We start from the raw sequence: 21,096 nt of genomic DNA, 5'->3' as shown, positions 1-21,096 counted from the left end.
TGGCTGGAATGAAAGTTCTCAATCGCAAGTTTCACATCAAGTATTCAGCCGTTACTTTGCTTGCTTTGTCTTGTGTGAGCAATACGGTTCAGGCAGATGAATTGAGCTTGGCGTGGGATTGGCAACTGAGTGCCGAAGCCGTTGAATCGCGAGAGTCGCCATTCAGCCCTTTAGCGTCTGATAACCGTCAGTCACTCAATGGCTTGTTGGATCTAGAGGTTGGATATGATAATTGGCTTGGCCTGTTTGCCGTGAAAGCCAATGACATTTTGAGTAATACTCCTCAAGACCAAGACGCGAGCTTTGAATCGGAATTCATTGTGCGCGAGTTGTTTTGGCAAGGTGGTGTTGAGGTGTCGAATTCAGTAATCGGAGATCACTACCTCGATGTGACACTCGGCAAGGTTCGCCTAGATTGGGGCATAGGCTATGGCTATCGACCTTTAGACATCATCAAGCCTTACCGACAAAACCCAGTGGGCATTGTCGCAGAAGAGGGCGCAGGTGTGGCTTCAGCGTCACTGTTCGATATGACGGGCGAATGGACACTGCTTTACAGCGATTCATCATGGACTTCCCAAGATGTGAATCAGTTCGAAAAGCAGAATCAGCAACAAGGGTTTGGCTTACGTCGTTACAACTTAGTAGGCGATCACGAATATCAATGGGTCGCTTATTACGACGATGTACGCCACGGTTTACTAGGAGCGAGCTTGGTGTCGGTATTAAACCTCGCGTGGGAGTTTCACGGTTCGATGGTTTATCAGCGACAAAGTTTGGGTTACAGCCAGCCCAACTCACTGCTCCAACCGGTTTATCTTGAACAGCAGGGCGAGGCATATCAAGCGTTAGCAGGATTAACATGGGCCAATGACACGGGCCACAATGTGGTATTGGAATACTGGTTTGATAGCCGTGCTTGGAGTGATTCTGAGTGGCAAAGCGCGTTGCAGAATGCTGAGTCTTTGTCGAATAATCCGATGACAGCATCACTGGCAGGTTCTTACGCTCAAGGCTATCAGCACGCTAACTTGGTTCAACACAACATCATGTTTCATTGGTCTTTGGATTCGACACATGGCTGGCTTGAAGATATCACGCCAACATTTGATGTCATGCTGTCTCCACAAGACGGTGGCTTTATTGCTACGCAGTGGCTTAATTATCAGGCTTTCGATAATGGTGATTCATCGTTGGATTTGGAACTTGCTGCACGCTTTCTAGGCGGTAAAAGTGATTCTGCTTACGCCAACTTACCCGATAGTCATATGATTCTTTTAAATATCAAAGGACGATTTTAATGAGCACTTCTTCAAACAGTCAGTTTTCATGGATTAAAAGCTTCTCGCTGACCACTTTGTTTTGTTTAGTTATAGCCATTACAACCCAGACTATTTGGGGTGGCGACCTTGTGGCGAATCTCGCGATCAGTTTTGGTTTTGGTTATAGCGCGGTGGGTTCTTCTTTCATCTTGGTTAAGTTGTTCAAGAGAACATCCAGAACGCTTGAAGTAGGCATCTCAATGGTAATCGCGATGACCTTTGGCACCTTGAACGCGCACTATTGGTTGAACGGATATTTCGGGGCAAATATTTCTGACCTTAAATCTGTGGTGTTGTTGGGTGTGATCTTCTGTTCGGTTTGCTATTACTATTTCTATACCCGAGAGCAGCAATTACGTGCCGATAACGAATTGGAAGTGGCCAAGCGTCGTCAGGCTGATCAAGAAAAGGTGGTGGTATTAAGCCAGCTTAAACAGTTGCAAAGCCAAATTGAGCCGCACTTCTTGTTCAACACACTTGCGACCATCAATGTATTGATTGAGAGTGACAGCGCCAAAGCTAAGTTGATGCTTGAAAAATTGACTGATTTGTTGCGTGTTACTTTGAAAAATAGCCGTACCGAGCAGTCGACCATCGCGCAAGAGGTCGACTTGCTAGACGCTTATTTGAACATTCAGAAAATACGATTAGATGATCGTTTGACGTTCTCGATTGAAACGCACGGCATCAGCGACCAGCAAGTGATTCCGCCATTCTTGATTCAACCTCTGGTCGAAAACGCGCTAACACACGGAATCGAACCCAAAGCCGCTGGTGGTGAAGTAAATATCCGAATTGTTCAACAAGACGATCAGATGAAAATTGAAGTATCAGACAGTGGCGTAGGGCTGAAAACACAGTCTAGTGCTGCTGGCCATGGTGTTGGGCTGAGCAACATTCGCCAGCGAATCGATACCCTTTATGGTGACAAGGCGAGCCTGACGATCACAGAGCAAGCTGAGGGCGGGGTTGTGTCGATCATCTTGTTGCCGATGACTGTCTCAGCATCCTAGAACTAAGACCAGCAAGCACAGAGCTGTGACTAAAAATAGACGATTTACAGTGTGAATTTAAAGGAAGAATAATGATCAACTCAGGACTAAAGCCCAGCGTGACGGCAATTATCGCAGACGATGAAGCGCTGTTAAGGCACCACCTAGATAAGAGCCTTGCTGAGGTTTGGCCTGAGCTAGAGATTGTCAGCAAGGCAAAAAATGGGACAGAGGCAATGCAGAGCATTCAGCAGCTTAAGCCTGATGTTGCCTTTCTCGACATTCGTATGCCAGAACTTGATGGTATTTCGTTGGCTAAACAGTTGAACAAACTAGCTTCGCCACCACTTGTCGTATTCATCACGGCTTACGACGAATACGCGGTTAAAGCTTTTGAGCACAATGCGATGGATTACCTACTCAAGCCAATCAATGAAGAGCGCCTGCTTGCTACCTGTCAAAAGATTCAAGCACGCTTATCAAGTAATCAAATACAGTCCGGTCACATGCCAGAACAACCCGACATCGCTGCACTCATGAGTCAACTTCAGCAACTGTCACAATCGGCGTCACAGCAAAACAAGCAACAGTATCTCACGTGGCTCAAAGCCAGCGTTGGCGAAGACATTCACCTGATTGCCGTCGATGATGTGGTGTATTTCAAAGCCGAAGACAAGTACGTATCTATATTTAAAAAGGGTCAAGCCGGTTCATTAGAGGAGTTTATTCTTCGTGTATCTCTAAAAGAGTTACTCGCTCAACTTAATCCGGATGAATTTTGGCAGATCCACCGTTCAGTGGTGGTGAAAGTGTCGGCTATTGATAAGGTGAAGAAAGGGCTCTCAGGTCAGATGTCGGCGTATGTATCCGGGGAGAAGCTACCGATTAGCCGCGCTTCGCAAGCGTTGTTTAAGGGGATGTAGAGAACTAGCTTAAAGGGATGTAATAGGTTCTTATTAAAACGCTAATTCAAATGAATACAGTGATCTTACATATCACTTGGTAATTTATAAAATAAAGATCCAGATCACAAAGGTACTCATCCGGTTCAATATTAAATAATAATCGTTAACTCAATCTGTATATTGTCGATGAATGACATTAAGAGGTTGTTATGAAAACATATTATTTAGCGACGGCTCTATGCCTAACTTTGGTTGGCTGTAGCTCGACATTAAAAACTACCGAAACACCAATCCAGCCGGATCCGGCATGGACTTCAGGCCAGCTAGAAAACGGTCTTACCTATCATGTTTATCCAGATCACGAAGAGTCTGTCTCTGTACGTTTAGTCGTTCACGCGGGTTCGATTCAAGAGACTGATCAGCAAGAAGGCTACGCGCACTTCTTGGAACACATGGCGTTCAATGGCAGTAAGAACTTCTCTGAAAATGATGTGATTCGTCTATTCGAAGATGCAGGCGCTAGCTTTGGTGCAGATATTAATGCCTACACCTCTTATGAAGAGACGGTCTACCAGTTAGATTTGCCAGATAACATCCAATTGCAGTCTGCTCTAACGTGGATGCGTGACATTGGTGATGGTCTGGATCTATCAAGTTCAGAAGTTGAAAAAGAGAAAGGCGTGGTTCTTGGAGAGTTTCGTATGGCTCGCCTCGATGATAAGTCATTTGGAGAGATATTTTATGATCACTTCATTGAAGGAGGTCCGTACGAATCTCAAGATGCATTAGGGACTAAATCGTCGATTGTTAATGCGACTCCTCAAGGTATCACTAACTTTTATCAGACTTGGTACCAACCTCAAATAGTCGAGCTGGTCGTTTCTGGTGATGTGGACATCAAAACCGTGATTCCACTCATTGAAGAGAAGTTTTCGAGCTGGGAGCGTGGCGACACACCGAGACCAGAGAAACAGAAAACGACTTCGTTTAATGAAGATGATTATGTTGAATACGCAGGAAGAGAAGCACCGAGCATCACTCTGACGTTTAATCGCGGTTTATATCGAATCGAAAATCATGACCAACAGCATCAACGTTGGTTAGATGAAACCTCGCAACAACTCATTCGCCAGCGACTCGAAGCAGTATTCAATGATGCAGCGTTGCCGACTCAATGGATAGCGTCTGATAACTATCAGATGGGCTCTCTGAACTATTCGTCAATAAGTGTTGGTTTCCCGGCTGGCGGCCGTGAAGTCATCCAACAAGAGCTGCTTTCTACCTTGGCATCACTGCGTGATTTTGGCGTTTCGGAAACGGATATCGTCGGCGAGCAGCACTACTACCAAGACTTGCTGGATAACATCGAGCATGACTGGGATAAAATGGACAGCGTTGAACACGCGAATTATAAAGCAAGTTCGTTGGTGACTGATCGAATCGTCCAATCACAGAAAGACTATCAAGTCAGTTTGGAAGCTTTCATTGCTAACTTAAGCCTGGAAGCGATCAACGACAACATCACAAATCTGCTCTCTGATGATTACTTTCTTGTAATTGGGGTGGACGATTCTGAAGACAGAGCTGCTGTCATTAACTCACTCGATAGTTTAAAAGCCACGTACGGTGAGACTGGAATACAGTCACTCACGATTGCAACAGCCAGTGCCTTTGCTGTACCGAGCTCGACGGGCGAGGTTGTACTTGCTGAACAAATGTCCATCGATCCATACATCCAAAAGTGGACGTTAAGCAATGGTGTCGACATGTGGTACTTGCGTGATTATGTTGCAGGTGACGATGTTGGCGTGATGTACATGAGCCTCGGTGGAAAAGCTGCGTTGGATCCGAGCTTATACCCCGCCGTTGAGGTTGCGTTACCGACTTTCGCTCGAAGTGGCGTCGGTGAGTTTACGGGTTCTGAACTTCTAGCGTATTTTGACCGTGAAGATATTCGAGCTGACAGTTTCATTGGGAATACTCGTCATGGTATTGAATTTAATATCAAAAAAGATGGGCTTAAAGATACGTTTGCTGCGCTTTATACTTTCATCACTGCGCCTAAAATTGTTCCCGAGCAGTTAGAGGCAGTGAAGCAGGAGTTTGTACAGGGTCAAGAATCTTTCTTGAGCAGCCCTGTTGGACAGTTTGAGCGTGCAATAAACCAGAATATCTACCGTCAGGAGAGTCGTCACCACTTTGTAGATAAAGAGCGTGTTGAAGCGGTTTCTGTGGAAGATATCAGTAATCTTCATCAGCAGCTGTTTGGTCAAATGAGACATAACCAGCTAGTGATCGTGGGTGATATCGACCCAAGCGTATTGAAGCCTTTGGTTCAGCAATATTTGGCTTCGATTCCATTGGAAAAAGCAGTTGTGCCTGACTTTAAGGTGGCTTTCAAACAGCCATCAGAATCACGCATTGATTTGGCCATCAACAATGTTGATAGCGCAGAGTACGTCTTACGAGTCATCTCAGAGCCCGAAACCGAAGAAGGCTTTACGGCAAAAGAGATCTTCATGGAAGGGTTACTGGAACGACTGCTGGCGACTCGTTTAGATACTTATATTCGCGAAGAGTTGAGCTTGGATTACTCGCCTTATACGTATTCAGTATCTGCAGATAGTGAGCTGAGTGGTGAGTGGGTTATCGGTGCGATGGTAGCACCGGAGAACGTTGATAAAGTGGAAGTGGCGATCGATAAGGTGATTTCAGACCTCCTACAAGGTGTTTCTGAAGAGGAAATGCGAGCGGTTGTGAAACAGTTTGAAGCTGACTTCACGCCTCTCGAGATGAGCTCTATCGACCAAGCGTGGTATGTGTCTCGTTATCTGCTCCATGGTTACGATATCGAAGCTTTGTCTCAAGTTGAGCGAGTGGCGAGATCAATCTCTGCAGAAGAGATGAATGAGTTAGTACAACGCATCTTTGGTGAAAATAGCCGTAAGGTTAAGAACATCATGCGACCTGAAGTTTAATCGCTTTGATACTGTGTAATAGCTATAAAACGTCATAACGATAAGCGTTGGACGCATACGTAATTGAAAGCCAAGCTTTGTTGCTTGGCTTTTTCTTTTCTTTAGAACGACGACGCTTAATCGGTTGCATCGAATCATTTTCTAAAAAAATGTTTTAAATCAAGACAGCGTTTCATTTGTATTGTAGATTGACGATCTACGAGAATGTTGTTTGGATATTAGATTGCTTAAACTGGGTACCCGATTAGTCTTAATGTTGTTTTTACTGAGCTTTGGCTTAGTGAATTCTAACGGCTATTCGTTTCCTTCTAAGCCATTTCAAATATACTCGGCTCAAGAGCAATCTTCACAGAATGACCTGTGTAAACAAGCCGCTACGGATAATCCGTCGAGCTACTTAGAGTGCGATAAGGCTCAGTTTGGCACAGTGCCTTCTGGTGACAGTTCTAACTATCACGACACTGAGTCTAGCCTTCAAGCAGCAAACTTCAGACGTATGCTCAGCAATGAACAAGAAAGCGTGGCCGATCTTGAGCCTGCTTATCATCTACTGATCGACTTCTCTCCCCCTTCATTACTGGCCTCTCTGCTTTTCAATACACCGTTGTTGGATTCCAAGCAGCACTGGACCAGTATTGTGAGTTCTCCGTCCTCCCGGCTTTCTGGGTGGAAAGAGGGCAACATTCAATACTCGCATTTTCGAGATCTTCTTAGCTAATCGTTTGACCCTAAATTGGTCGCATCGATGGTCACTTGTGCCCGTTGAGCTCGCCAATTAACAAATATAGCGACACACAATTATTAGCCCCACTATGACTCAATCAGTTTGTTCTGGTTGCGATTAGCCATCGCTCGTGTTCGCAAAACATTAGTTATACCAATCGTAGTAAATAACCGGTCACCCTAGCTGGTTAAAGTGCTCGATCACTGCTTTTTTTCGGTGCTATTTTTGAGCACGTATTTACGGTGATTGGTAAAAAGAAGAGATCTTGACTGTGAAAAAACGCATTCCAAGAAAACAAATTAACCACTACTCAAAGTGGAAATACGTGGTGCTTATCGCCACCATCATCATCATGATTCTGAGTGCTTTGCCTTCTTGGTTTGGCGAGGACGCCTCGGTTCAAATCAGTAACCGCTCTGAGCAGACCATCGACGCCACTCAAGTGACGCAATACCTTGCTAGCGAGGGCATTCAAGCCAAATCAGCCTTTCAAAAAGACAAACGTTTAGTGGTGATCTTAGAAGATGCTGAGCAACAAGCGAAAGCCAAAGAAGTGCTTAACGAGCGCTTCCTCGACAACGCGACCGTTGCTCTTGCTATGGAGCCAGCAGCACCAAAATGGCTGACTGATATGGGCTTCGCGCCGATTCAGTTAGGCCTTGATTTACGTGGTGGTGTGCAGTTCTTACTCGAAGTCGACATGGAGCCGGTTTACCACGCACAAGCTCAATCTGTGGTCGACGAGATTACTAGCGAAGTGCGTTATGCCCGTGGTGAAGTGGTGAACAACCAAGTTAAGTTTAACTTCCGCACAGACGCTGATTTCGAAAAAGCCCAAAAGCTGATTCGTGAAGAGTTCCCACAATGGCTACGTGACCGTTCAGATAAATCACTGACGTTAACTCAGTCTGAAGAAGAACAAAGAACGCTACGTAACCTAACGGTTCAACAAAACCTGCAAATCATGCGTAGCCGTATTGAAGAACTCGGCATCACTGAAGCATCGATTCAACGTCAAGGTGAAAGCCGAATCCGTATCGAATTGCCGGGAGTACAAGACCCTGCAGCGGCGAAAGACGTGATTGGTGCAACGGCATCATTGGCGTTCTACTCTGTTTACGATAATGCGACTCGCAATACTCAAACTCTGAAAGATTCAGACGGCAACCGTGTGGTTGTAGACCGCAAAGCAGTACTGAGTGGAGAGCATATTATCGATGCTCGCAGTGGCATTGGTGAGATGGGCAGCGCAGAAGTAAACATTACCCTAGATTCTTCTGGTGGTAAGAAAATGTCTGAGTTCTCTCGTCATAACATCGGTAAGCCAATGGCAACCGTGTACAGCGAATATAGCCGTGACAGAGCAGGCAACAGCAAGCAAACCAGCGAAGTCATCAGTGTGGCGAACATCCAGTCTCAACTGGGTAGCCGTTTCAGAATTACAGGTGCAGGCAGCATGGCGGAAGCACAAGAGCTTGCTCTACTGCTGCGTGCAGGTTCATTAACAGCGCCTGTTACTATCATTGAAGAGCGTACCATTGGCCCGTCTCTGGGTGCTGAGAACGTAACTAATGGCTTTGCTGCGTTGGCGCTGGGCCTCGGTCTTACTCTCACGTTTATGGCGCTATGGTATCGCCGCCTTGGTTGGGTCGCGAACGGTGCGTTGATCGTTAACATGACCACATTGTTTGGTTTGATTGCGCTGCTACCGGGTGCGGTATTAACTCTGCCAGGTATTGCTGGCTTGGTACTGACTGTCGGTATGGCGGTGGATACCAACGTGCTTATCTTCGAGCGTATTCGAGACAAGATGAAAGAAGGACGAAGTTTTGCTAGCTCTATCGATCGTGGTTTCGATAGCGCCTTCTCGTCAATTTTCGATGCTAACGTCACCACCATGATCGTTGCTGTGGCTCTGTACACCATTGGTAATGGGCCGATTCAGGGCTTCGCTCTGACACTGGGCTTAGGTCTTCTAACCAGTATGTTTACGGGCATTTTTGCTTCACGAGCAATCATCAATTTGGTTTGGGGGCGTGACCAACGCCACGATGTAAGGATTTAAGCATGAGTATTTCAAATATGACTAATTCAAACAGCAATATTTCAGACCGCTATATTTCAGATAAAAACATGACTCGTCTTCGTAAGGTGATGTCTGTGATTTCCATTGTGCTGTTCATGAGCTCTGTGATGCTGGTGGCAGTGAAAGGGTTCAACTGGGGGTTAGACTTTACAGGCGGTGTGGTTGCCGAGGTTCAATTCTCTGATCAAGTCACTAAAGATGTATTAAAAACAAAACTTGATGCCGCTTTCCAACAAGACGTGCAAGTGGTTGGTATGGCAGAACAAGACCGCTGGACACTGCGTTACAGCCAATTGACGGATGCACCTCAGCCTAACCTAGTGGATGTTTTGTCATCGGTGAGCGACCAAGTACAAGTGCTTAACAGCAGCGTGGTTGGCCCTCAAGTGGGTCAAGACATGGTTGACCAAGGTGGCTTGGCGGTATTGGTGTGTTTCTTAATGATCATGCTGTATCTGAGTGTTCGATTTGAATGGCGCTTGGCACTAGGTGCGCTTGCCGCGATAATCTATGACGTAACGCTTATCTTGGGGCTGTTCGCTTTTACTCAGTTTGAGTTCAACCTGACCGTATTGGCAGCGGTGTTGGCGATTTTGGGTTATTCATTGAATGACTCTATCATCATTGCCGACCGTGTACGTGAAATGCTGCGTGGTAATCCAAACGGTGATACAGATAACCTGCTTAACGAATCAGTTAAAGCGACGTTCTCACGCACCATGGTGACTTCAGGTACAACGCTAATCACTGTATCAGCGCTTTGGCTACTTGGTGGCGCGGCACTGCAAGGGTTCGCTATTGCACTGGTTGTCGGTATTGTCAGCGGTACGTGGTCTTCAGTTTCTGTCGGCATCACACTGCCTAAGTTACTTGGCCTACAGCCTTGTCACTACCAAGTTAAGCCAGTAGTCGAAGTTGAGGGCGAATACCCTTAGGTTTATCTTATTCGATAGCACCAAAACTCAGTGATTGAGCTCAATAACGCCCTTCGTTTGTAATAAAACGAGGGGCTTTGTTTTTATATAAGAGTCAATAAGTTAGAGAAAAGAGAGTCTATTTCAAAAAACGATGGATTGAATAGGCAACAGCGTGTGATATGAAGTATGTTTATATGACGTTAGTAGAAATGAGGCAAGGGAATGGAATATCGACATCAATGTCATGTAGGCGATCATGGGGATGCACTCAAGCATCCAGTATTGAGTGCACTTGTTAAATCATTAATGCAGCAACACTCACGCCTCAATGTTATCGACACACACTCAGGCACAGGATGTTACGACCTGACCACTGCACCAAGTAATCACGCGGGCGAGTTTGCCGAAGGGGTTGGGTACTTATGGCGAAATAAGGCTTACTTGCCAGAGTCATTTTCTTCTTTTATGTCGGTGCTGGAATACTACAACCCTAATCAACTTATCACGCTGTATCCTGGCTCGGCTGCCATTACCTATCAACAAGGCCGCAGCCAAGATAGCTTCTATTTTTCAGATATTCAGCAAGATGAAGCCGATTTATTGCAAGCCAATATTGAGAAGTTGCAACGCGATCTTGATGTCTCAAGCAAGCTCACTATTACTGCGGGTGACGGGCTTAAAGCGCTACCAGATGATGTGGCAAAACACGATAATCATCATCTGATTGTTATCGACCCACCCTATGAAACCGATGCTGAATATCTCGCAGTGATTGATGCTTTGGTTAAGGCGTATCAGCAGTCGGAGAAAGTGTCTGCTCTGATTTGGTACCCGCTCTACACGGATGATAAGAGCTCGCTTATTCTCAATCATTGCGTGACAGCAGTGAAAGATGGCTTGCTACCAAGCCCAATTAAGTCGGAGCTTCGACTTCGCGATCCTAAAGGGGATGACCGCTTAATCGGCAGCGGTTTGTTGTTATTCAACCCACCACAAGGCATTGCAGGAACGGTCGCGGATACGCTCGATTACTTACACCGTCAACTCGCAACTAATGGTGAAGGTTATTGGCAAATGAGAAGTCTATAGATCTGATTTATATGGGGATTATGGCGATTTTCTAGACAGTACTCACTAAACCACTGTTATTTATGTGGTTTAAATTGACAAAACGTTAACTTTTATCGATTGATTAATTGCAGTGAATCATTTAAAAATAGAATATCAATGCGCACAAGTGCATACTGGCTCATAAGTTAAATAATTAGTCCCAAATTAATATCAGATTGTGGTTTACCCCCTAAACTGCATAAGGCTCGCACTAGTCACGCGAGCCTTTCTTTTGCCTGTAGGAAATGTTTATAGCAGGTTCTCTTCAATCTTTAGCGCTTTCTCGATGAGTTGTGAGTTGAAATCGACGGAATTCACAGAGTAGTGCGCTTTACGATGGCAAGTCGGACAGAGTGCGATTACATTTTCAGGACAATCAGCCCCACCATCAGCTAACCGTGTAAGGTGATGAACTTCGAGGTAGGGACCTGACTTAGCCTCAAAAGGCGAGGGTACTCCACAACCTTCACAAATCCCATTTGCTCGTTTCTTTGCGTAGAGCTTAATTGCTTCACTGCGGTACTTCACATGCGTAAGTTGTTCTTTTGTATCTGCTTGGTGTGGCGTTGAAGCTAAAGCAATGTCTCGTAATTGCTTCAGAGACTTACTTTTAGTCGGCTTAGTAAGATATGAAGCTTTTGGAGTTTGAATGATGTTTCCGATACTTTGCGGGACGATATCTAGATGGAAAACTATTGCATCACGGAGTTGGTCATTCTTGTCTGGGCGTTGCTCGATGTGATGACAGATGTAGTTGCATACACCGACGAATCTTACAAAACCAGTTGAGACAGATTCAAATAAGAGTATCTCTTTGAGGTTTTTTTTGTGTTCAAAGATGGCCAAGTTTCCTTTAACCATTTTCATATCACCTTCTTGTCCTTCTCCTGTATATCGGAAAGTGCCGTCTGCACTAAAACCATCAGCGTAGCCAAATTCTTCTCCTGCATCGCTAGTGAAGATAAATACATATGGGTGAGCAGTCGGCGTAGCAATACCACCATATTGCTGACCTTTGTAATGACCGTGTATATCTGCGCGTCGATTGTAAACCTGTCCTACGTTGAACAATGGAGAGTCCTCATTTATCCGTTTAAATCGGAACTGTTATTGATGTTTTTGTAATTTATTTTTCATGTAAAGTTCAAATATAACAGTGGTTTAAATGAAAATGTGCAAGTGGATTTTTGAGTGTGAAAAGGTATCGGTTCGATCACGTTTCTAGACATTAAAGCCTGCAGAACTCATGCAGGCTTTAATGTTTGTTTAGTGCTTGGTAACTACAACGCTGGATAATCGATATAACCTTTTTCGTTGCCGCCGAATAGGGTCGCGCCATCGAGTTCTGATAGTTCGCTGCCGTTTTGTAGGCGTGATACGAGATCTGGATTGGCCACAAATGGGCGACCAAATGCGACGAGATCGGCGTAGCCTTTGCTTAGCACTTCTTCGGCACGTTCTGGTGTGTAGCTACCTGCGACGATGATGGTGTTAGAGAATAACTCTCTTAGTTCGATGCGGAAGCTTTCTGGGATAACAGGTGCGTCATCCCAATCGGCTTCTGATAGGTGCAGATAAGCAACGTCTCGCTCTTGCAGTGCTTTTGAAGCTTCTAAAATTGTTGGCACGATATCTGGGCAGTTCATGTCTTTGAAGGTGATGAATGGAGCCAGACGCACGCCCACCTTATCTGCACCAATTGCATCAATGACTGCATCTACCACTTCAATCAGAAAGCGAAGTCGATTCTCACGACTGCCACCGTAGTTATCGGTGCGTTTGTTTGAGTTGGTTCTTAAGAATTGATCGATAAGGTAGCCATTGCCGCCGTGGATCTCGACACCATTAAACCCTGCTTTGATAGCTTTCTTCGCTGAGTCCGCAAAATCTTGAACCACACGATCGATGTCAGCTTGAGTCATTTCTCTTGGCTGAATGCAGTCCACCATATTGCCGTTTCCGTTCTCGTCAGAAATCCAAACCTGAGTTTCTATTGGTGCCAAAGCTGACGGTGCAATCGGCAGTTCGCCCTTTTGAAAGGTAGGGTGAGACACTCGACCTACGTGCCACAGTTGGCAGAATATCGCGGCGCCTTGTTCTTTAGCGGCTGTTGTTACCCCTTTCCAACCTTCGATTTGTGCATCGGTATAAACGCCGGGTGTGAATGAGTAGCCTTGAGAGTCGTCTGATATCTGCGTTGCTTCGGTGATGATTAGCCCTGCACTGGCGCGTTGCTGGTAGTAGGTCGCCATCATATCGTTTGGCACATTGCCAGGTTGGCTAGTACGAGCGCGTGTCATAGGAGCCATCACGACACGGTTTTGCAGTTCTAGGCCTTTGAGTTCTAATGTTTCGAATAATTTGTTCATGGTATCTACCTTGTCTTAATGTAGTGGTTTTTAGTTTTGTATTCGGGCTATAAGTCGCGTTACTTGCTTTCCGCTGGGCTGAAGATCGAGTTGCTCTGTGGTTTTTCAGCTTTGTTGGCTTTCGCAATAAGCAGCAAGCCAATAACAGGGACAACAACGGCTGCGAATGGAATCATCCCTGCGCCTAGTTGGCTGTCGAGTACCATGCCGCCAAGGAATCCACCGAAGGCATTGGCTAAGTTAAACGCTGAAATATTGGCTGTTGCTGCGAGTTCTTGCCCTTCGCCACCGTGATTCATCACTCGAAGCTGCATGGCAGGTACGTTCGCAAATGATGCAATACCAAAGACAAATGCAGCTGCAACGAAGAGGATTTTGTTGTCTATTACAAGGCCAACCACAACTAATGAAGCGATCATCGCGACAGCCCAAAACATTGAAGCTTTGCCTAGGTTTTTATCTGAAGAGCGTCCGCCCAAAGTGTTACCGATGATTAAGCCCACACCCACAATCACTAAGATCCAAGTCACTGATTCTTGACTGTAACCTGTGATGTGCATGGCGATTGGCGCAAGGTAGCCGTAAAGCGTCATGAAGCCAGACCAAGCAAAAGCGGTGATCGCTAAGCTAATCAGTAGCATTGGATTTTTGAATGCTAGAAGCTGAGTTTTGATGTCTTTCGCTTCACTGTGACCCGTAGATTTAATTGATGTCAGGATAGAAATCATTGCGATGGTGCCAAGCGCTGCCACGGTAAAGAAGGTGGTGTGCCAACCGAATTGCAAGCTAACCCAAGTACCCGCGGGAACGCCAAGAACGTTAGCGAGTGTTAAGCCTGCGAACATCTGACCAACGGCACGACCTGCCATTTTTTCAGACACTAAGTTGGTTGCAACAACCGCACCGATACCATAGAAAGGACCTTGGACTAAGCCTGCAATAACACGACTTGCCAGTAGTAATGGGTAGCTTGGCGCTAAGGCCGACAACACGTTACCGATGATGAACAATGCCATTAAGCCAATCAGCACCATCTTCTTGTTAAAGCGAGCAAGGTAGATGGTTAAGATCGGCCCACCGATAACGATAGCCAACGCGTAGGCACTGATTAGGTATCCGGCTTGACCTTCGGTGATCGAAAGGGAGGTCGCAATTTGCGGAAGGATGCCTGCGATAACAAATTCAGCGGTGCCAATGGCAAAAGCTGCGAGTGTCAGTATCCAAACTTGGAATGGAATCTTTTCTTGATGGATAGTTTCTTGGTGGACGGTTTCTTGTTTCATAATGAGCTACCTATGTTAATTCTTGTTTGTTAGGGCGTTTCGATATACGCCCTAACGATTGTTCTTTGTGTCTCTGCGGGGTTTCTAACCGAGTAGAGCACCGCCATCGATGTCGATAATTGACCCAGTTACGTATGAGTTATTAATCGCAAACAGGTAACCCATAGCGATCTCTGAAGGCTCGCCCACTTTGCCTGCAGGTAGGTTGTTTTTGGCGTTGTCGTACATGGTTGTGCGAGCTGACTCGTCCATGTTTTTGTATGCCTCTGTCATGGTTAAGCCGGGGCTGACAGCATTAACTCGAATCGGTGATAGCTCTTTCGCAAGCACTTTAGTCACGCTTTCTAGCGCGGCGTTGATGGCGGTTTTAACGTAAGTGCCTGCAACGACTTTGCGTGACAACATGCCCGTGGTGAGCGTGATAGAACCGTTTGGTGTCATGTAGCGTGCGGCATGTTTGGCGACGTTTAGGCTGCCCCAAAACTTGGTATCAAATGCTGTTTTTGCATCTTCGATAGCAACGTCTGTCACTTTTCCTGCCGGAGCGTATGAGCCTGCAGTCATGATTAAATGATCAAAAGCACCAATCGATTCGAAGTAATCACAGAGCGACTTCTCGTTAGTGATATCGACACCGGTATGTCGACTGGCGATGTGTACCGTGTTGCTCTCGTTTCTTAGTTGCATCGCCAATGCCTTACCGATACCAGACGTGCCACCAATGATGACGAAAGTGTTCTTTTCTTGGTTTGTTAGTTCGTTGTTCATGTGCTGAATTCCTGCGTGTTCTGCTGATGGTTGTCATTATATTTATTCGACTAATTTTGATAATTGGCTAAAATATGAATTCATTATTCGGTTTAAATGAACAATAGAGTGAGAGCACGAATAGCATGGATAAGTTTTCAGACATGGCGATGTTCGTCAGTATCGTCAAGCATCACGGCTTAGCGGCGGCAGGGCGAGAGTTGGGGCTTTCTCCCGCGACCATGACAGCAAGACTTCAGGCGCTTGAAGAACGATATGGTGTGAAGTTGTTGAATCGAAGTACTCGACATGTGTCTTTGACTGACTCAGGCGAGCTGTATCACAAGGCGTGTCTGGAGATATTGGATAACGTCAGCGAAGCTGAAAACCTGATTCAAAATGGTGTCAAAGAGGTCAAAGGCTCATTAAAAATCGCTGCACCGAAGGACATCGGCAAGCAATACATCCTGCCAATCTTGTCTGAGTTTTGTCAGCAGTACCCAGACGTTATCCCTTACCTGTATTTGAACGATAATCTCTCGAATATTGCAGAATCCGGTATGGATATCGTGGTCCGTTATGGCGAGTTGGTCGACAGTAGTTTGATATCCAGACGCTTATCACCAAGCCGCCGCGTGTTGTGTGCCTCGCCTGAATACCTCGCCAAACACGGGACGCCGTTGACGCCACAAGACTTGGTTGAGCATGATTGTTTGGCAATGCTGCGCAGCAATGAAGAACTCAAGACATGGCACTTCCAAGATCATGACATGAAGAAGTCTATCACCGTTGTGCCAAAGCGATTTTCAGATGACGGTGAAGTGATTCGCTACTGGGCTCTGAAAGGCGAGGGTATTGCGCTTAAATCGGTGTTGGATGTGCAGGACGACATCAATAACCAACGCCTTGTGACTCTGCTTAATGGCTACATGAAGAACTTCAATACTTCTATGAGTGTGTCGAGTGCTGATTTGAATGTGGTGTACATCAGCAAGAAGTACCAGCCGAAGCGTATTCGCTTGTTCTTAGATTTTCTGTTTGAGCGGTTTGATACGATGACGGAGAGGTAAGTTGGTTTGAGCAATGTGTTCGGTATTGAGCGTAGATAAGCCTCTACTCCCATGTTGAGGAGCTTTTGATCTGCCAGAGATTAATTATTGTTAATAAAACGAAAATGAAATATCAATGCCAATACACACATACTAAAGCTGAAGCTCTATCGTGAGCACCTAACATTACTACCGAATTGCGATTTACCCCCTAAATCGCATCTGGCTCGCATTAGTCATGCGAGCCTTTCTTTTTTCTGACGATCAGATTTTCGTTTACGGTAAAATTTAGCGTCGATAAAGAGGGATATCAGTGAAAATACTTATCATCGAAGATGACATCACCACGAGAGAATTTGTTGCTAAAGGTCTTGAAGAGCATGGCTATGCGGTTGATCAAGCCGAAGATGGCAAAAAGGGCTTAATGATGGCTTTGAGCTCAGAGTATCAACTGGTGATTCTGGATCGTATGTTGCCGTATCTAGACGGCATGAAAGTTCTATCTGCTATTAAAGCGACAGAAGAGCATTTACCCGTGCTGATACTCAGCGCCATGGACAGCGTAGAAGACCGTGTGAATGGTTTACAGGCTGGTAGCGATGACTACTTGATTAAACCTTTCGCACTTGCCGAGCTTATCGCCCGCGTCGACATTATTATTAATCGCACTCAAAGGCAGCCTTCTAACGATAATACCTTGGCTTATGATTGCTTAGAAATTGATTTACGAGCGCATCGAGTAACATGCAAAAACCAAGAGCTTTTGCTGCAACCTAAAGAGTTTAAACTGATTCAATATTTTGTTGAGCATAGCGAGCAAGTGGTATCGAGAATGCGCTTGTTTGAGGCTATTTGGAGTTATCACTTTGATCCTAAGACCAATGTGATTGACGTTCATGTCGCTAATCTTAGGCGCAAATTAGAAGACGCCGGTTGTCCTGATTTACTTCACACCGTGAGAGGGGCAGGTTATGTCCTTCGTCGATGATTACTCCCTTACTCGCTCTTCCGTATTTAAAACTCTAGTTGGATTGTTTGTTCTGGTTACAGTGATTAACGTTGTTGTGATCAGACAGGTTTATAAGAACTCGGATGCTTTCCACCGCGAGCAATTGGTCAAGCAGTTGCAAGATGAGTCTTCGGAATTTAGCTATGTCGCCCAACAGAGCAAAGCTGACGTTGAAAAACTGCTCGCGGCTAAGCGAACCTCTAATACGCAATTTTATTACCACCTGACAGAGCGCGCTGCTCCTTCTACTGCAACATCTACTTATCCAGTAGCAAAATATGCATTGTCAGAGACCACCGATATTCTTGTTGGTGACTCGCATCGTCTTGTCATTGGTATCGACCCCAAAGTGGTTGAAGAGTATCGAAATACCCTTATTCCCATTGTTTTTTCGGGCATCGTCTTGCCTATCGCGGTGATGTTGATTGCGGCGCTGTTTTTTACAGTGCTGATATCAAAACGCTTGGAGCGGGTAAACCAAGCGATGAATCGTGTTCTATGTGGCGAAAGAGAGGTCAAAATAGCGGTCTCTAAGCAAGATGACGAATTCGATATTCTCGCCATCCACCTTAATTTCATGATTGAGCAGATGGCTAAAAATGAAGAGTCATTGAAGTCGCTGACTGTTGGGATGGCTCATGACATGCGCACTCCCATGGCTCGTTTGAAGTTGCGATTAGAGGAAGTCTTATCTGATTCCAACTTAACGGCCGAACATCAGGAGCAGTTTTCCGCTTGTCATGATGAACTTGAACTCATTTTGTCGCTATTTAATAGCATGCTTGAGATCGCCAAGTTAAATAGCGGACAGATGGCGATAGCGACCGAGCGGGTGGATCTTGGAAAAATCGCCCAAGATGCGATTGAATTTGTCAGCCCATTGGCAGAAATGAAGCAACAAAAACTGACTTTTAGGCAAGACCAAGCGTGTGAAGTTGTGGGAGATAAAAGTTTGCTGTTCAGGGCGGTATTCAACTTAGTTGAAAATGCGGTGAAGTACACCCCTGATAAGGGGGAAATTGACGTGGTGATTGATCTGTTTGGCGTGTCGGTATCAGACAATGGAATTGGTATTTCTGACAGCGATAAAGTGAATGTATGCCGTCCTATGTATCGTGCAGATAAGAGTCGGACCGAGTTTGGTAATGGGTTGGGATTATCCTTAGTGGATGCTGTAGTGAAGCGCCACCATGCGCACCTTATCATGAGAGACAATAACCCTGGGTTACGAACTCGCCTTTACTTTTCCCGTTAAGCCAAACTTGGCTTTCACTGTCTAGTTATAGAATTAAATCGCCCTAGTTGCGGTTCCGCAGAATGATGAAAATCAACGAACCCTTTATCGAAAAAGGCCAAAGCATCGTGCTTTGGCCTTCCTATTTTCTGCTTTCCAAAACTTACCATTAACTGGATAGTTTATGGCAGAGTTTAGCTTGGTAGAGCTATCTCATTTAAGTCTTGGTTCGCAGGAATTTGCTTCATTGCGTGAGCAACTTCTTCGGCTTCTGTGCCAATAATCACTTGAAGGTTGTTCGCTCCAATTTTCACGATGCCCATAGCGCCGATGGCTTTGAGTGCTGCTTCATCGACAATGCTTACGTCCTCAAGTGATAGGCGCAGTCGAGTGATGCATGAATCGATGCTGGTTAGGTTGGCGTGTCCACCGAGTGCCTTAAGATACAGAGCTGCTTTTTCGTTAGAGGTTACGTTGCTTACTTCAGCAACTTCTGCGTCTTCACGCCCCGGTGTTTTCAAGTCAAACTTTAGAATCGCAAAACGGAAAACTGAGTAGTAAATCGCTGAGAAGCACAGGCCTTGTAGTACTAGCATGTATGGTTTCATGGCGAGTGGAAGGTTGTACGACAATACAAAATCAATTAAACCGCCACTGAAGGTAAAGCCGGCAATCCACTGCATACTTGCTGCGATGTAAAGTGAAAGTGCAGCCAAGAGCGCGTGGATAACGTAAAGCACGGGAGCCACAAACATGAAGGCAAATTCAATCGGTTCAGTTACACCGGTTAAAATAGCAGTCAGTGCCGATGCACCCAAGATTCCGCCTACTTTCTTTTTGTTTTCTGGTTTCGCACAGTGGTACATAGCCAGACAAGCGGCTGGTAAGCCATAACCCATAATAGGGAAGAAGCCACCTTGGTAGATGCCCGTTACACCGAGTTCACCCGTACCCGACCAGAATTTAGAAATATCGTTGATGCCAACTAGGTCGAAAATGAACACTTGGTTTAAAGCGTGATGAAGACCAACAGGAATCAGCAATCGGTTAAAGAAGCCGTATAGACCAGCGCCGGCTGCCCCCATTTCAGAGATAGCGATACCAAAGTCGACAAGTGCGCCATAAACGGCTGGCCACACGTACACCATGACTAAGCTGATTGAGATAGCGGCAAGAGACGTGACAATTGGAACAAAGCGCTTTCCGCCAAAGAAGCCAAGCACTGCAGGCAGCTTGATTGTGTGGAATCGGTTATATAATGCAGCAGCCACCAAGCCCATGATAATACCTGTGAATGCACTTACCGAGGCTTCTGAAGCAATGATCTCCGAGCTTGTCATTTGCTCGACAGGGACCCCAGTAATCTGTGAAATTACCGCGACATTGCCCACAATCATTTCGATAATCAGTAGTCCGAGAAGCCCAGAAAGCGCCGCTGCACCGTTGTTATCTTTCGCTAAACCATAAGCCACACCCACTGCAAATAACCAAGCTTGGTTATCCATGATGCCTTTGCCTCCATACACCAGTATGGTGGCAAGTGCGCTATTGGCTCCCCAACCTGTTGGGTCTATTGCATACCCTAGCCCTAGCATCAAACCGCCTGCAGGGAGAACGGCAATCGGCACCATGAGTGCTTTACCTATTTTTTGTAAATATCCCAGTATGTTCACTTTAAATCCTCTTCCGATTTTAATTAATGGAACGAGCTTACTGACATAAGGATTAAGGGCGGGTTGTGCTTAGATTAAGGATTATTAATGTACGGGTATGGTGGCACTTAGGCATTGGATTTCATTGATATTAGGTGCTTTCTTTGGCTCTCGTTCTTTTCCCGATCGAGTAAATGTTGTTAGCTTATTGATGCATTTCAAGCAATTGTTCATTCTAAAAGCTAGGTTACGGACACGTTCCTTGAACCTCGCTATGCTAGTTCTAAAACAAGGACGTGATTGGAGAGAACAATGAAAGTAGTCGGTAACACGGTTATCCAACCTTTGCACAAGGCAACTTGTCACTGCGGTGCGGTGGAACTAGAGCTCAGTTTACCTAACGGAATAGAAAAACCGCGCCGTTGCGATTGCTCCATTTGTCGTCGTAAAGGCGCGATAGTCGGCTCTGTTGCGCTTGATGGGATCAAGATCGTGAAAGGTGAAGAGCATCTCAAGCTTTATCAATTCAACACCAATACTGCGAAGCATTACTTCTGTTCGAACTGCGGTATTTATACACATCATCAGCGCCGTTCAAGTCCAAATGAATATGGATTTAACATTGGTTGTTTGGAAGGGGTAAACCCTTTTTATATTGGCGGTGTGGTCACCAACGACGGTGTTAATCACCCTGCTGACCGTTAATTTATTGAGCATTA

At 45.5% G+C, this 21,096-nt stretch carries 17 protein-coding genes; 12 read left to right on the top strand and 5 right to left on the bottom strand.

Annotation, left to right across the window (positions count from 1 at the left end; translation table 11 throughout):
- Window positions 1-8: 8 nt before the first annotated feature.
- The 8 genes from IHV80_RS16975 (at window position 9) to rlmJ (ending at window position 11,013) form a co-directional block, all read left to right on the top strand.
- Window positions 9-1,301 carry a hypothetical protein gene (locus tag IHV80_RS16975; protein ID WP_192891548.1) on the top strand — a complete coding sequence of 431 codons (1,293 nt, stop codon included), beginning with the start codon at window positions 9-11 and terminating at the stop codon, window positions 1,299-1,301.
- Window positions 1,301-2,335: a sensor histidine kinase gene (locus tag IHV80_RS16970; protein WP_192891547.1), complete on the top strand. Its 1,035-nt coding sequence runs from the start codon at window positions 1,301-1,303 to the stop codon at window positions 2,333-2,335. The genes IHV80_RS16975 and IHV80_RS16970 overlap by 1 nt, the downstream gene beginning before the upstream one ends.
- A gap of 71 nt (window positions 2,336-2,406) precedes the next feature.
- On the top strand, window positions 2,407-3,237 hold the full coding sequence (locus IHV80_RS16965; RefSeq protein WP_192891546.1) for a LytR/AlgR family response regulator transcription factor: 831 nt from the start codon (window positions 2,407-2,409) through the stop codon (window positions 3,235-3,237).
- 191 nt (window positions 3,238-3,428) lie between these two features.
- Window positions 3,429-6,197, top strand: coding sequence for a M16 family metallopeptidase (locus IHV80_RS16960; protein WP_192891545.1), 2,769 nt, complete (start codon window positions 3,429-3,431; stop codon window positions 6,195-6,197).
- A 253-nt stretch (window positions 6,198-6,450) separates the two neighbouring features.
- On the top strand, window positions 6,451-6,915 hold the full coding sequence (locus IHV80_RS16955; RefSeq protein ID WP_192892159.1) for a hypothetical protein: 465 nt from the start codon (window positions 6,451-6,453) through the stop codon (window positions 6,913-6,915).
- A 271-nt stretch (window positions 6,916-7,186) separates the two neighbouring features.
- On the top strand, window positions 7,187-8,986 hold the full coding sequence (secD, locus tag IHV80_RS16950; RefSeq protein ID WP_192891544.1) for a protein translocase subunit SecD: 1,800 nt from the start codon (window positions 7,187-7,189) through the stop codon (window positions 8,984-8,986).
- Window positions 8,987-8,988: 2 nt separating this feature from the next.
- Window positions 8,989-9,942, top strand: coding sequence for a protein translocase subunit SecF (gene secF, locus IHV80_RS16945; protein ID WP_192891543.1), 954 nt, complete (start codon window positions 8,989-8,991; stop codon window positions 9,940-9,942).
- Between the two features lie 204 nt (window positions 9,943-10,146).
- On the top strand, window positions 10,147-11,013 hold the full coding sequence (gene rlmJ / locus IHV80_RS16940) for a 23S rRNA (adenine(2030)-N(6))-methyltransferase RlmJ (protein ID WP_086714622.1): 867 nt from the start codon (window positions 10,147-10,149) through the stop codon (window positions 11,011-11,013).
- Between the two features lie 270 nt (window positions 11,014-11,283).
- Here rlmJ and IHV80_RS16935 read toward each other — a convergent pair whose 3' ends face one another.
- The 4 genes from IHV80_RS16935 to IHV80_RS16920 form a co-directional block, all read right to left on the bottom strand.
- A complete protein-coding gene (locus IHV80_RS16935; RefSeq protein WP_192891542.1) occupies window positions 11,284-12,105 on the bottom strand; it encodes an HNH endonuclease in 822 nt (273 codons plus the stop codon).
- 209 nt (window positions 12,106-12,314) lie between these two features.
- Window positions 12,315-13,403 carry an alkene reductase gene (locus tag IHV80_RS16930; RefSeq protein ID WP_192891541.1) on the bottom strand — a complete coding sequence of 363 codons (1,089 nt, stop codon included), beginning with the start codon at window positions 13,401-13,403 and terminating at the stop codon, window positions 12,315-12,317.
- A gap of 59 nt (window positions 13,404-13,462) precedes the next feature.
- Entirely contained in the window at window positions 13,463-14,686 is a 1,224-nt protein-coding gene (locus tag IHV80_RS16925) for an MFS transporter (protein ID WP_192891540.1), read from the bottom strand.
- An 84-nt stretch (window positions 14,687-14,770) separates the two neighbouring features.
- Window positions 14,771-15,454, bottom strand: a complete 684-nt coding sequence (locus IHV80_RS16920) for an SDR family oxidoreductase (protein WP_192891539.1) — start codon at window positions 15,452-15,454, stop codon at window positions 14,771-14,773.
- Window positions 15,455-15,579: 125 nt separating this feature from the next.
- Here IHV80_RS16920 and IHV80_RS16915 point away from each other — a divergent pair, with 125 nt between their 5' ends.
- The 3 genes from IHV80_RS16915 (at window position 15,580) to IHV80_RS16905 (ending at window position 18,746) form a co-directional block, all read left to right on the top strand.
- The gene (locus IHV80_RS16915; protein ID WP_192891538.1) at window positions 15,580-16,503 is read left to right on the top strand and encodes a LysR family transcriptional regulator; all 924 of its coding nucleotides are present in this window, start codon (window positions 15,580-15,582) and stop codon (window positions 16,501-16,503) included.
- Between the two features lie 292 nt (window positions 16,504-16,795).
- Window positions 16,796-17,470 (top strand): response regulator transcription factor, encoded by a 675-nt coding sequence (locus IHV80_RS16910; RefSeq protein ID WP_192891537.1) that lies wholly within the window; start codon window positions 16,796-16,798, stop codon window positions 17,468-17,470.
- Window positions 17,454-18,746 carry a sensor histidine kinase gene (locus tag IHV80_RS16905; protein ID WP_192891536.1) on the top strand — a complete coding sequence of 431 codons (1,293 nt, stop codon included), beginning with the start codon at window positions 17,454-17,456 and terminating at the stop codon, window positions 18,744-18,746. The genes IHV80_RS16910 and IHV80_RS16905 overlap by 17 nt, the downstream gene beginning before the upstream one ends.
- Window positions 18,747-18,919: 173 nt before the next feature.
- Here the strand turns inward: IHV80_RS16905 and nagE are convergent, their stop codons facing one another.
- Window positions 18,920-20,398: an N-acetylglucosamine-specific PTS transporter subunit IIBC gene (gene nagE, locus IHV80_RS16900; protein WP_192891535.1), complete on the bottom strand. Its 1,479-nt coding sequence runs from the start codon at window positions 20,396-20,398 to the stop codon at window positions 18,920-18,922.
- 291 nt (window positions 20,399-20,689) lie between these two features.
- Here nagE and IHV80_RS16895 point away from each other — a divergent pair, with 291 nt between their 5' ends.
- Complete coding sequence (locus IHV80_RS16895; protein WP_192891534.1) at window positions 20,690-21,082, top strand: GFA family protein; 393 nt, start codon at window positions 20,690-20,692, stop codon at window positions 21,080-21,082.
- The last annotated feature ends 14 nt before the right edge of the window (window positions 21,083-21,096 follow it).

This window comes from Vibrio bathopelagicus (assembly GCF_014879975.1).
GTDB lineage: Bacteria > Pseudomonadota > Gammaproteobacteria > Enterobacterales > Vibrionaceae > Vibrio > Vibrio bathopelagicus.
The sequence above is the reverse complement of the archived record's forward strand: the minus strand, read 5'-3'. Positions and strand labels throughout refer to the sequence as shown.

Coding starts and splice junctions, on each gene's coding strand:
- IHV80_RS16925 (WP_192891540.1), bottom strand. CDS start 14,686: ATGAAACAAGAAACCGTCCACCAAGAAACTATCCATCAAGAAAAGATT.
- IHV80_RS16970 (WP_192891547.1), top strand. CDS start 1,301: ATGAGCACTTCTTCAAACAGTCAGTTTTCATGGATTAAAAGCTTCTCG.
- IHV80_RS16915 (WP_192891538.1), top strand. CDS start 15,580: ATGGATAAGTTTTCAGACATGGCGATGTTCGTCAGTATCGTCAAGCAT.
- IHV80_RS16920 (WP_192891539.1), bottom strand. CDS start 15,454: ATGAACAACGAACTAACAAACCAAGAAAAGAACACTTTCGTCATCATT.
- IHV80_RS16975 (WP_192891548.1), top strand. CDS start 9: ATGAAAGTTCTCAATCGCAAGTTTCACATCAAGTATTCAGCCGTTACT.
- secF (WP_192891543.1), top strand. CDS start 8,989: ATGAGTATTTCAAATATGACTAATTCAAACAGCAATATTTCAGACCGC.
- rlmJ (WP_086714622.1), top strand. CDS start 10,147: ATGGAATATCGACATCAATGTCATGTAGGCGATCATGGGGATGCACTC.
- IHV80_RS16905 (WP_192891536.1), top strand. CDS start 17,454: ATGTCCTTCGTCGATGATTACTCCCTTACTCGCTCTTCCGTATTTAAA.
- IHV80_RS16965 (WP_192891546.1), top strand. CDS start 2,407: ATGATCAACTCAGGACTAAAGCCCAGCGTGACGGCAATTATCGCAGAC.
- IHV80_RS16960 (WP_192891545.1), top strand. CDS start 3,429: ATGAAAACATATTATTTAGCGACGGCTCTATGCCTAACTTTGGTTGGC.
- IHV80_RS16930 (WP_192891541.1), bottom strand. CDS start 13,403: ATGAACAAATTATTCGAAACATTAGAACTCAAAGGCCTAGAACTGCAA.
- IHV80_RS16895 (WP_192891534.1), top strand. CDS start 20,690: ATGAAAGTAGTCGGTAACACGGTTATCCAACCTTTGCACAAGGCAACT.
- IHV80_RS16955 (WP_192892159.1), top strand. CDS start 6,451: ATGTTGTTTTTACTGAGCTTTGGCTTAGTGAATTCTAACGGCTATTCG.